Origin of the sequence: Haladaptatus paucihalophilus DX253 (assembly GCF_000376445.1) — an archaeon.
GTDB classification, from domain to species: domain Archaea; phylum Halobacteriota; class Halobacteria; order Halobacteriales; family Haladaptataceae; genus Haladaptatus; species Haladaptatus paucihalophilus.
This window is the reverse complement of the sequence record NZ_AQXI01000002.1, coordinates 281,392-293,245: the sequence shown is the minus strand read 5'-3', so window position 1 is coordinate 293,245 and position 11,854 is coordinate 281,392. Positions and strand designations below refer to the sequence as shown.

Annotated in this window: 12 protein-coding genes; 5 read left to right on the top strand and 7 right to left on the bottom strand. The window is 62.5% G+C overall.

Translation table 11 applies throughout. The features are described from left to right. Positions 1–148: 148 nt before the first annotated feature. Positions 149–1,543, bottom strand: a complete 1,395-nt coding sequence (locus B208_RS0117630; RefSeq protein WP_007980997.1) for a sodium:calcium antiporter — start codon at positions 1,541–1,543, stop codon at positions 149–151. 319 nt (positions 1,544–1,862) lie between these two features. Here B208_RS0117630 and B208_RS0117625 point away from each other — a divergent pair, with 319 nt between their 5' ends. From B208_RS0117625 to B208_RS0117615, 3 genes are all read left to right on the top strand, one after another. After that, positions 1,863–2,048 carry an HVO_2922 family protein gene (locus B208_RS0117625; protein ID WP_007980995.1) on the top strand — a complete coding sequence of 62 codons (186 nt, stop codon included), beginning with the start codon at positions 1,863–1,865 and terminating at the stop codon, positions 2,046–2,048. Between the two features lie 152 nt (positions 2,049–2,200). Then, positions 2,201–2,548 carry a hypothetical protein gene (locus B208_RS0117620; RefSeq protein WP_232423854.1) on the top strand — a complete coding sequence of 116 codons (348 nt, stop codon included), beginning with the start codon at positions 2,201–2,203 and terminating at the stop codon, positions 2,546–2,548. A 116-nt stretch (positions 2,549–2,664) separates the two neighbouring features. After that, positions 2,665–3,729 (top strand): iron transporter, encoded by a 1,065-nt coding sequence (locus B208_RS0117615; RefSeq protein ID WP_007980991.1) that lies wholly within the window; start codon positions 2,665–2,667, stop codon positions 3,727–3,729. Here B208_RS0117615 and B208_RS0117610 read toward each other — a convergent pair whose 3' ends face one another. Further along, a complete protein-coding gene (locus B208_RS0117610) occupies positions 3,730–5,145 on the bottom strand; it encodes a hypothetical protein (RefSeq protein WP_007980990.1) in 1,416 nt (471 codons plus the stop codon). 147 nt (positions 5,146–5,292) lie between these two features. Here B208_RS0117610 and B208_RS0117605 point away from each other — a divergent pair, with 147 nt between their 5' ends. Further along, positions 5,293–6,489, top strand: a complete 1,197-nt coding sequence (locus B208_RS0117605; RefSeq protein ID WP_007980989.1) for an MFS transporter — start codon at positions 5,293–5,295, stop codon at positions 6,487–6,489. 49 nt (positions 6,490–6,538) lie between these two features. Here the strand turns inward: B208_RS0117605 and B208_RS0117600 are convergent, their stop codons facing one another. The 5 genes from B208_RS0117600 to B208_RS23955 form a co-directional block, all read right to left on the bottom strand. After that, on the bottom strand, positions 6,539–7,837 hold the full coding sequence (locus tag B208_RS0117600; protein ID WP_026177923.1) for an RNA-guided endonuclease InsQ/TnpB family protein: 1,299 nt from the start codon (positions 7,835–7,837) through the stop codon (positions 6,539–6,541). Positions 7,838–8,063: 226 nt separating this feature from the next. After that, positions 8,064–8,336 (bottom strand): hypothetical protein, encoded by a 273-nt coding sequence (locus B208_RS0117595; RefSeq protein WP_007980987.1) that lies wholly within the window; start codon positions 8,334–8,336, stop codon positions 8,064–8,066. A gap of 136 nt (positions 8,337–8,472) precedes the next feature. Further along, positions 8,473–9,291 carry an SDR family NAD(P)-dependent oxidoreductase gene (locus B208_RS0117590; protein ID WP_026177922.1) on the bottom strand — a complete coding sequence of 273 codons (819 nt, stop codon included), beginning with the start codon at positions 9,289–9,291 and terminating at the stop codon, positions 8,473–8,475. A 2-nt stretch (positions 9,292–9,293) separates the two neighbouring features. Continuing rightward, the gene (gene dgoD, locus B208_RS0117585; RefSeq protein ID WP_007980985.1) at positions 9,294–10,448 is read right to left on the bottom strand and encodes a galactonate dehydratase; all 1,155 of its coding nucleotides are present in this window, start codon (positions 10,446–10,448) and stop codon (positions 9,294–9,296) included. Then, the gene (locus B208_RS23955) at positions 10,445–10,612 is read right to left on the bottom strand and encodes a hypothetical protein (RefSeq protein ID WP_007980984.1); all 168 of its coding nucleotides are present in this window, start codon (positions 10,610–10,612) and stop codon (positions 10,445–10,447) included. The genes dgoD and B208_RS23955 overlap by 4 nt, the downstream gene beginning before the upstream one ends. A gap of 330 nt (positions 10,613–10,942) precedes the next feature. Here B208_RS23955 and B208_RS0117575 point away from each other — a divergent pair, with 330 nt between their 5' ends. Beyond that, positions 10,943–11,692, top strand: a complete 750-nt coding sequence (locus tag B208_RS0117575; protein ID WP_007980983.1) for an IclR family transcriptional regulator — start codon at positions 10,943–10,945, stop codon at positions 11,690–11,692. The last annotated feature ends 162 nt before the right edge of the window (positions 11,693–11,854 follow it).

Here is an 11,854-nt window from a genome sequence, read left to right as displayed (position 1 = left end):
CAGTTTTCGCGTAGACGACTAAAGTTTCACTCCTCTCTGTCCGCAATTGTACCCTCCCCCGACAAGCACGCCTTTGGAACGGGTTCGGCCGACGCATCCACCGAGAGCGGCGAACCTCGGGGCGCGTCCCGCTCCCCGCTCTCGGCCCTCAGTACCCGTGCTCGGACGTATCGGTGCCCCCGGTGAACGCGTTTCGAACGGTGGCGACCGTACGTCCGGTGAGCCGACGGACGTTCTCGCGGCGGCGGACGAACAGCCAGCCGCCGAGCAGCACGTAGACGACGGTGTAGGCGTGCAGCAAGGCGAGGCTCAACGAGGCGGCTGCTGGCTCCGAGACGAGTTGGAGCACGCCGAACTCCAACACCACCTGTGAGGCGAACAGCACGAACAGCGTGAGCGCCTCGCGGACGTCTATCTCGAAGTTCACGAGGACGCCGAGCGCGAAGAAACTCTGTGCGGCGGTGATCCATATCTCCGCCGCCTGCTTCTCGTCGAACGCGAGCGTGCCGACTGTCCCCGAAGCGATACTGTAGACGACGGCGAGCGTGCCGATGAGCAGCGTCCACTGGTTCAGCTTCGAGGAGATGAGCGCGTTGAACCCCGCCGTCGAACGGGCCTTGTTCACCAGATAGAGGACGACGATTAGCTCGGGCGATTCGGAGGCCAGCGGTGCAATCCACTGGATCATGAAGAACTCCGGGATACCGAACGACGTCCCGAGCGTCTCCAACCCGTGGGCGAACGGGTGGACCGCCTCGAAGATCATGTACCCGGAGTACGCGAAGAGGCCGAACACGGCCGCGACCCGACCCCACTTCGAGAACGACTGAAGATAAGCGGGAACGCCGACGTGGGCGGTGTCTTCCTCGACGTCGTTCCTGATGATGACGCCGATGTAAAGCACGTACAGGCCGACCAGAATCAGCGTGTCACCGATACCGATTCCGCTTCCGAGCGGGATGAAAAACGCGTACACCGTCGCCGCGAGTAGGAACGTTATTTCGAGTGAGATGTTACGATCTATTTTGACGGCATCGGTGAGCGACCCCGGCCGCTGGACGACCGACGAGTCACCGGAGCGTGTTGCGCGGTAGATGGTGTAGAGCGCGATTCCGGACCATCCGAGACCGATGAGAATGCGGTTCGCGCCGGTCATGTTGGCGACGGCGAGGTTCGCGTCGTGACAGGCTTGTGCGAGCGTTCCTGGCTCGGCGGTGGCTATCGCGCTCCCAGAAAGCTGACTGCAGGCCTGTGCCGTCGCCCCGTTCGCCCCCGCGTTCCACGCGTAGTAGGCGTCGACGGCGTACTCGGGCGCGACGGCGAGAATCGCCAAAATCGCGATTGCGAACGCCCGCGGAACGTCCTTCTCCGCCGTTTCGGCACCCCACGCCAGCATGAACGAAGCGCCGACGATGGCGAGACCGGTCATCCCGACGACAATGATGGTCGAAAGACCGGATACCTCCTGAATGATACCCGTGAAGAGCCACGGCAGAGTCAGGGCGAACACGGCGCTGATCGCGAGAAGCGGCTGTTTCTTCATACTGTCTGTAATTCCACCCGTGGTCTAAAAACACGTGATAACTCCAATGACGCCGATTTGTGGCGATAGAAGCGCTGAAACGACGATACACTCGTTTTCGGGGTTACATCCGAATTCGAGCGATAGAAGTCTTCTAGGCGGCCATAACCGGGGATACAGGGATATCACGCGGTGAGCGGTCCGTTCGCCGTCGCCTTCAGTTCCGGCCTCCCCGTAACGGATGTCGTCTAAATTTCACGTGTCTGAAACGGTCGGCGACGTGACCATCAGTTTCGCAGGAAGGCGACCCTTTTTATTGGTGGTCGAACATACGCCGGATATGCCAAGCGAACCCCAATTCGAGGTGTACGAGGACAGCGCGGGCGAGTGGCGCTGGCGCCTCGTCGTCGCGAACCGGAACATCATCGCGGACAGCGGCGAGGGATACTCGTCGAAACAGGGTGCCAAACGGGGTATCGAGAGCGTCAAAAACAACGCGCCCGTCGCGCGGGTCGTGGAAAAGTGACGTCCGTCTTCGAGCCGTGATACCCGTTCCCGGGCGGTTTCCCGTGTATTTCTCGCCGCTAACGGTCGCGCGTTGGTGTCGTTCGCAACGGGTGAGAATTCCAACAACTGTTATCGTCGTCGCTAGCCGACTGCTAGTGAGCGTGAGCCACAATGACCCTATCAGGAGCCCCATCGTGGGCACGGCGGCGGAAGGCGGCCTTGGATTCGATACCACCGGTCGAACGGACGGTTGAGGACGGGACTCTCCGCGTCACGCGTCGGTTTCGCGGCCTCACGATCGAACAGGCCATGGGATATCTCGAACATCTCGGCGGCGAACGGCGTGGCGAGACCGAAATCGAGGGAGACGGATGGCAGGCTCGCCTCTCGGCTCGGCGGGTTCCCGTGGGACCGTCGTACCGACTGACGGAAGTGACGATCACGTGGACCGGACGGGAGGACGTTCTCGAACCCATCATCCTCCAGTTTCGCCTCAAGGCGTTCCGCGCGCCGGGCTGAGCGGTCCGCCCATTGGTCGCCCGTCGGTTCGGGTCCCGTGACTCCGGCGGATTCGGGGACCGCGTTCGACTACTGAACCAACACCCTCATTCGAACACTCGCACAACACCCACCTAATGCGCCGCCGAACGTTCCTCCGAACTGGCACGGCACTTGCAGGGGGGTCCCTCCTCACCGGCTGTCTGGACTCGCTCGGATTCGAAAAACGATCCGCGTGGCGTGACCCGCCGAGAGTGAAAAACCGTCCCGCCGCGGTCTATCATCCCGCGTACATGGAGGGAATGAAGATGTACGGGATGGGAACGGATGGGGACCTCCGCTTCGCGCTAATGTACTCGTACCCACATCGGTTCTGGAACGTCACCGGCCAATCGAACTCCAAGGTCGTCGTGCAACCGGACGACACGCTCCACATGATGGTCTCCACGTGGGACGCGAAAACGGAGACGACCATCCCGGCGGACGTTCAACTCACCATCGAAAAAGGCGGGAAGACGGTCGATAAACGGGCTCCGTGGCCGATGCTTTCGCAGAATATGGGGTTTCACTACGGGGACAACGTTTCACTCGACGGCGACGGCTCGTACAGCGCGACTGTCAGGGTCGGGTCGGTCGGCGTGCGCCGAACCGGGTCGCTCGCGTCCCGACTGTCGGACGGCGCGTCGGCGACCATCGATTTCGAATTCGACACGGACCAGATATACGACGTCGAGTATCGGGAGTTCGGCGAAAAGCAGGGGAGCCGCGATGCCCTCGACCCGATGTCGATGACGGTCCCGGTCGGTCGAGCGCCCGCACCGGCATCGCTGCCGGGAACGCTCGTCGGGACAAAATCGTCCGGCGACGCGAAGTTCGTCGTGACCGTCATCGAGGGGGAGAATCGCTTCGCCGACGACGGGAAATCGTATCTCGCGGTGTCGCCGAGAACGCCGTACAACCGCATCGTGTTGCCGCGGATGTCCCTCTCGATGGAACTCCTGCGAAACGGGACCACGGTATCGAAGGGGACGCTCACACCCGCCCTCGACGCGGCCCTCGATACCCACTACGGTGCTCCCGTCGGGGACGTGCGGTCCGGCGACACGCTTCGAATCTCGGTCGATTCGCCGCCTCAACTCGCCCGGCACGACGGGTACGAGACGGCGTTCATGGAGATGCCGCCGATGGAGTTCACGGTCTGATCACGACACGAACGCCGGACTCGCCGTCGGAAGCGAGACGAGCCACAGGCTGATAATCGTGTAGGCGATCATCACGAGGATGAACGGGTACTGGCTCCGAATCGCTTGCAGTCGGCTCGGAAACGTCGCGTACGCCTGCGAGTGGGCGACCCAGACGGCGAGCAGGTGACCGACGAGGACGAACCCGATGACGAGGCCGCCGAACCACTCCGGGAGGGTCAGGACGACCGGGTTCGCCGGGGGAGAGAGCGGCGAGACGACCGCGGGGACGAGCGACGGGAGGAGCGAGACGAAGAACCCGAAGTAGTGTGCGAGGTGGTAGCCGACGGCGATGGCGAGCAGCGGCGGTGCGAAGCGGAGGGCGATGGTCCGGGGCGGAAGGTAGGTTTCCCCCGTCCGTCGAGTGACGCGGGATGCAAACCGAAAGGCACCGAGGAAGAGGGCGTACCCGAGAACGAAGAGCAGCGCGTAGACCACGAGCGGGGGAACGCCCGCATCGACGACGGCGGTGATGAACGACACGCCGGTCGCCGTCGTGACGAACCCGCTGAACGTGAGTTCCCAGATGAGCGCGACGACGAAGGCGATGTCGGCGGTGGTCGCGACGGCCCCGGACTCGCGGAGGTCGAATCCGGGCGGGCGGAGCGTCACGCCGTCCGCGGACCAGCGGAGCGGGGCGACCTGCCCGTAGAAGTGGAACGTGACCGACACCGGGTCGGCGTTCGAAAACCACGACTCGGGCGTGTAGACGACCGCCCCGACGAGCGTGATGACTGTGTACGCGCAAATCGCCGTTGCGAGCATGGCCGGAACCTTGTTGACCGGCATGACCGTTTCGAGCCACACCAGAAGCAACAGCCCGCCGACCGCGGGCCACCGGCCGACGCGGGACGGATACGCACGACCGAGCGTGGGGAGTCGTCGCGCTATCGTCCGCCACGGGTTCAGCGCGGGCCACACGTTCCCGACGAGATAGACGACCATCGTCAGCCCCGCGCGGACGCCCCCGAACACGAGGATGATGGCGACGTTCACGGTCGGGATTTGCGGCCCGACGAAGCCGCGATAGATGACGATTGCGAGCCCCGCGACGCCGAGGAGTTGTGCGAGATAGAGCGCGCCTCGCCGAATCGGGACCCACATCGGGACGGATTTTTGCCAGTCGTGCATCGACCGGATGAACGAACGGTCGGTGACGACGCTCGCCAAGATGGCCGACGCACCGATCACCGCACCACCGGTCGCCAAGTACAACCACTGTGGCACCGCAATCGTCCGACTCGACGCGTCCGAAAGCGCGACCGCCGCGTTGCTCGCGGCAACCTCGTCGATGACCGCGATACTCAGGAGAAACCCGAGCACGGCGATTACGAGCGACCGGGAGAGCGCGTCGCGGGGAACGTCACTGGAGGACATCGAATAGAGGAGGTTCGGAACCGTCGCTGTTGTAGTTGTCGGATGCGGAGCACGGGTGACGCTCGCGGGACACATCCGTCCCCCGTCGCGGTTGCCGACATCAAAACCCTCTCCACGGTTCGTCGCAAATATTTCCGGACGACCTGAATGAAACGTCTTCGAACCCTCCAAGAGTCCCCCGCAACGACCGTCATCTTCGCGAGCACCCTCGTCGCGGTGATGGGCGTCTCGCTCATCAGCCCCGCCCTCCCCGCCGTGCAGGACGCGTGGAACATCACGGAGGCACAGGCGAGTCTGTTGCTCTCCGCGTTCACCCTTCCGGGGGTGTTTTTGACCGTCCCGATAGGGATGGTCGCGGACCGAATCGGTCGCAAACGAATCCTCATCCCGTCGCTCGTCGTCTTCGGTCTCAGCGGCTCCGCTATCGTCCTGCTCTCGAACTTCGAGGCCATACTCGCCCTCCGAGCCGTCCAAGGCGCCGCCAGCAGCGCCATCGCGACGCTCACGGTCACGCTGCTCGGCGACCTCTTCACGGGTGAGAAACGCCGAACGCTGATCGGGATGAACGCGGCGATTCTCGCGGTCGGTGCCGCGGGGTATCCGCTCCTCGGCGGGGGACTGGCGACCCTCTCGTGGATGGCACCGTTCGTCTGCTTCCTCCTCGGCGTCGTCGTCGCACTCCCCGGCATCGTCTTTCTCGAAGAACCGTCCGATACCGGGACGGACGCCGATACCAGCATCCACGACTTCGTGACCGGTCCGACGTCGATGCGACCCTATCTGGTCCTCTACACCGCGATATTCGGCATCTTCCTCCTCCTCTACGGTGCCCAACTCACGGTCGTGCCGTTCATCCTCGCCAACTCCTACCAGTACTCGTCGGGTGTCATTGGCCTCCTCCTCGGCTTACCCGCCGTGATGATGGGCCTGACGGCCATGCAGGGCGACCGGTTGCTCCGGTCGTTTTCGAGTTTCCAGTCCATCGCGCTCGGCTTCACGAGTTACGGCATCGGCCTCGTCATGGTGTCCGTCGCGGATTCGGTCTACGTCGTCGCCGGAGCGCTCTTGCTGTTCGGCTTGGGGCAAGGACTCGCCGAACCGATAACGGACACCGCGCTGAACGAACTCGCGCCCGACGAGTTTCGGGGGAGCATCATGAGCATTCGGACCAGCGTCCTCCGCCTCGGAACCACCGTCGGTCCGCCGCTGTTCGTCGGGGTCGCCACCCTCGTCGGATATACGCGAACGCTGCTCGTCGGTGGATTCGCCGCTCTCCTCGTCGGTCTCGGATGGCTGGTGGTCCGAAGCACACGGACGCGACCGGTCGCGCTTTCCGAACGGTGACATCCTCCCCGCCGTAAACGGCGGGGCTTCCCGTTCCGCGTTGGGATATTTACGGTTTGCAGATGCTCGCTTGTTCAGCGAACATCCCCTGTCCACAACTCGGGTCGCGTTCTCCACGACGGAACAGGTTGACTACAGGACGTGCCACACGCCCGCTACTCCTATCCGCGGAGGGATTCAGAGTTACCTTTTCTGCTTGGTCTAACCGACGCCGAATGTTCTCCGCGCCATTTGAGTCGGCATTCATCACGGCGTCACACCCACGACAGACGTACAAGCCGCGCTCTACGCGATTCGCCTTGCGCTTCTGCCCACACCACGAACACGTCTTCGATGTGTCTCGCTCGCTCACCGTGACCACGGTGATGCCTTCGGCTTTCGCCTTGTACGTGAGCAGGTTCGTGAAGCGGTCGAACGCCCACCTGTGCAAGCCTTCGTTGCCACGGTCGCCCCAGTTTCGAGCCTCGACAGTTTCGTCATCTTCACGGATACCTTCGAGGTCGCCGACAGCAACCGTTCCGACATCCCGTTCGACACACTCTGTGACGATGTGTCTGGTGACGGCGTGCATGTAGTGCGACCGCCGTTCGGAACGCTTCCGTCGGAGTCGGAGTGCCTTGTTTGACCGAGAGGAGTTGCACTTCGCTATCTCCTTGGCGAAGTATCGCTCGTCGGTCTTGAGGGCATTCCCCGGATACAACTCGTGATCGCCCGTGGAATACGCGATGGCGGCGAAGTTCGAGATACCAAGGTCAATACCAGCGGTTTCGTCTCCGGGAGACTCGGCCTCGATTTCGTGTTTGCACACGATGTGGAGTTCCCATTCGTCACCGTTCCAGACGGCGCGCACTTGGCGGACATTCTCGACGACGACATCTGGTCGGGTTTCGATATCGCAGAGGATGAAGTCAGACCAGTGGTTTTTGAGGTTTCGGCCTTTGGAGAGGCGAATCCGGTTGTTGTGAGAATCGTGTTTGAAGCCGTCTTCTTTGAACGTGACCGTGGAACGTGGGTGGTCGCCGTTGTGTTTACGGTACTTCGGTGGGTTCGCACGGTCGTCCCCGTTTCGGCGCTTGGCATACCAACCACGGAACGCTTCAGCGAGTTCTTCGATGACTCGCTGACTCGACTGAGAATTGAGGTCGGCGTAGCGTTCGTGGTTTTTCAGGTATGCTTTGAGCGGGCCATCCTCGGGGATTGTCCCTGTTTCGCTCCAGATGCGCTCTATCGTCCATCGTGCAATGTTCCAGAGTTTTGAGGCGGCGAACCCGAGCGAGTCCAAGTCACCCTTCACCTGTTGCTGGTTCCGTATGGAGGCAACGTAAGTGCGAGTGACCTGAATCGCCATACATAGGCTATGTAGAGAATATTACTTAATTGTATGGGTTGGCGTGGAATATCCGGGCTGCCATCGGCGGTAGGTTGCGTAGGAAGTGTAGGATTCACTCCCGCCGTAAACGACGGGATTCTCTCCTCGCAGAAAGATAGGTGACGCTAGCTGGTTCCTTTTCTGGTGGTAGAAACGCGGCGGAAGCGCCCCGCGACGAACTCCCCGGAATCTTGGGACTCCGTGGCTACTGTAGCTGCATTTGTCCGGCGTGTTCGATTGCGACGTCGGCAATCTCGTCGATACTGGCGTTCGAGCGGTCCGCGAGTACTCGAAGCAACATCCCCAATTGGGCGACGGTCATCTCCTGTAGCTCCTCGTTTCCGTCGGTGTCGTTCCCGAAGAAGTACTGCTGTTCGCCGTTCTCGTGAACGAGACCGACGTAGACCGAGGCGAGTTCGTCTTCGGTAACCGCTTTCGCCGCTCGTTCCTGCAACTCCTCGAACTGAGGGTTTTCCATCGTCCGAAGGACGTCCCGACCTTCCGTTAAACTACTGCCACGAAGTGTCACTCGGTTTTTACACCCCACCACCGTTATCGCCTGGACTTCCGATATCGTCCGCGTCCAGTTCGGCCCCCCGTCACTCCGAGCGCCATCAGTCCTCACCGTCCTCGCGTCGCTTACGATAGTCCGGCAACGAGTCGTCCTGCATGACGACGGTGCGACCGCCGTCCGCCACGAGGGATGCGCCCGTCACGAACGCGGCGTCTGAACTCGCGAGGAAGGAAACCACACCGGCGATGTCCTCCGGGGTGCCGATGCGCCCGACGGGGTGGATGGATTCGAGATGGTCGCGGTACTCCTCGTCTAACTCCTCCATCGTGCGGCCGATGGCGACCCATCCCGGGTTGACGGTGTTGACGCGAACGTCGGGACCGAAATCGAGCGCCATCGAGCGCGTCATCCCGTCGATACCCGCTTTCACCGCGTTGTACGGGAACATCGCAGGCATCGTCAGTCGCGCGTGATTCGAGGAGACGTTGACGATGCTCCCTTCGTCCATGTGTTCGCGGGCGTGCTTCGCACAGAGCCAGTACGAGCGGAAATCCGTTTCCACGACGAACGCCCAGTCGTCCATCGTCGCCTCGTCCGCCGCGGTGTTCGTCTCGACGCCCGCGTTGTTCACCAGCACGTCGAGACCGCCATACTTCTCCGCGGTGGCCTCGACGAGCGCTGCGATGTCGTCGGGGTCGCGCATGTCCGCGCGAACGAACGTCGCGGTCCCGCCCGCCGCGTCGATTGCCGCAACGGTTTCCTCGCCGTCCGCTCGGGTTCGGCCGGTGACGACGACGTTCGCGCCCTCGCGGGCGAACCGTTTTGCGATTTCCTCGCCGATACCGCGGGTCGACCCAGTGACGAGTGCCGTCTCGCCCTCGAAACGGCGGATGCCCTCGACTGGGGGTGACTCCGGCATCGTCACCACTCCGCGACGCTGCCGTCCTCGTGTCGCCAGACGGGATTGTGCCAATCGACGTTACCCGCCTTCGCTCGGACGTGCTCTTCGTCGATGTCGATGCCGAGTCCCGGCCCGTCCGGGAGGTCCACGTACCCGTCGCGGTACTCGAACACGGAGGCGTCGGCGAGGTAGTCGAGCACGTCGCTCGTCTCGTTGTAGTGGATGTCGAGGCTCTGCTCTTGGATGAGGGCGTTCGGCGAGACGGCATCCACTTGAATGCACGACGCCAGCGCGATCGGCCCGAGCGGGCAGTGCGGTGCCATCGCCACGTCGTACGCCTCGGCCATGTCGGCGATCTTTTTCACTTCGGTGATACCTCCCGCGTGGCTCAAGTCCGGTTGGATGACGTCCACGCTCCCGGCCCGGAAGACTTCCTTGAAATCCCACCGACTGAACATGCGTTCGCCGGTGGCGATGGGGATGGTCGTGTGGCGCGCGATTTCGGGTAAGACGTCGTTGTGCTCCGGGAGAACCGGTTCCTCGATGAACATCGGTTCGTGGGGTTCGAGCGCCTTCGCCAGCCGCTTCGCCATCGGCTTCGAGACGCGGCCGTGGAAGTCGACGCCGATGTCCACCTCGTTCCCGACGGCATCACGGACGGCCGCCAAACGGGCGACGGCCTCGTCGATGGCCGCTGGCGAATCCACGCGCCGCAGTTCCGCCGTGGCGTTCATCTTCAGCGCGGTGAATCCGGCGTCCACCTTTTCGCGGGCGGCATCCGCCACTCGGTTCGGGCGGTCGCCGCCGACCCACTGATAGACGCGGATGCGGTCGCGGGTCGTCCCTCCGAGCAAGTCGTACACGGGCGCGCCGAACCGCTTGCCCTTGATGTCCCAGAGCGCTTGGTCGATGCCCGCGATGGCCGACATGAGGACGGGACCGCCGCGGTAGAAGCCGCCGCGATACATCGTCTGCCAGTGGTCCTCTATCGAATCGGGCGATTTCCCGAGGAGATAGGTGTCGAGCAGTTCTTCGACCGCGGTACGGACGGTGTGCGCCCGCCCCTCGACCACCGGTTCGCCCCAGCCGACCACCCCGTCGCTCGTCTCCACCCTGAGGAACAACCACCGTGGCGGTACCTCGTAGAGTTCGTAGTCGACGATTCGGCCGCTCATGCCGACTCCTCGTCCCGTCGCCCGTAGTCGCCGACCGTGGCGTACCGGACGTTCTCGGTCCCCGTCGAATCGAGGGTTGGAGCCCCGGACCCCGCGAGAAGATTCGGGTTGCACGTTCCGTTCAGCACGTTTCGCCGTTTCACACCGAGTTTACTCTTCGTCATCGTTTACAATACCATAGACCAGAAACTAGAGAAACTTAGTTATTTGGGCAAAAAGGAAAATAGGTGTTGATTTTTATCCTATATGTGGAATATAACGACGAATCTAAATAAAAAATACGATGTCGGGTTAGAGTACTATCTCGGGTGGCGTTCATCGACGGTGAACGAGCTACATCGATTGCTGGTGTGTCATCTCCGACGCTACCGGTGAATTCGTTGGTATCGACCGGTTTCAGCTGAATCCGTGACGCCGTTCTCTCACCGACTACCGACGCGCATCTGTTCACCATCGATGAACGATTTTTTGTGCCCGTACCGACATCCACTACCATGCCGAAATATCCGGTCGGTGCCACCGCGACGACGTTCGAAATCATCGACTCCCTGGCGACGCTCGAACGGGCCGGTGTCACCCAACTCGCCGACCGACTCGGACACTCGAAAGGCAGCGTTCACAACCATCTTGCCACCCTCGAACGACTCGGGTACGTCATCAACGAGGACGGACGATACCGACTCAGCCTGCGCTTCCTCGAACTCGGAACGGGCGTCCGGGACACCGACTCGCTGTACCGCGTCGCCCGGCCGGAGATAGACCGCCTCGCGGACGCCAGCGGTGAGACGGCGAGTCTCGTCATCGAAGAGAACGGCGACGCCGTTTTCGTGTACAGAGCGGGCGACGACGCCGGTTTCGCGCTCCGTGACGGGAGTCGGGTTCCCCTGCACGCTTGCGCCGCGGGAAAGGCCATCCTCGCCCATCGTCCGCCCGCGAGTCTCGATTCGCTCCTCGACGGGGACACGCCGACACCGACGGACCGGACGATAACGTCGCGCGCGTCGCTGATTCGGGAACTACGGACCGTCCGCGACCACGGACTCGCGTTCGACCGGGGTGAACTCGACCCCGACCGGCGCGCCGTCGCGGCGGCGATTCCGTCCGACGACGGCCGTGCCGTCGGTGCCGTTACTGTTTCCGGTACCGCTCCCGGAATGAGCGGCAAACGCCTCGAAGAGGACATGCCGGGCCTCGTTCTCGGCGCGACAAACAGGATTACGGTCGAACACCAAACACGCGAATAAAATCGTTTGCTCACGGTGAATCTCGGCATACGTGGCGATTCTATGCGCTCTATCGTGGTGTCACGGGACTTCGATAACCGTCGTCCGAATCAGCGGGCAAATGTGTTCACCATCGGTGAACGGCCTTCCGTCGGCACCCGGGCCGGATACGTGTCGAATCGT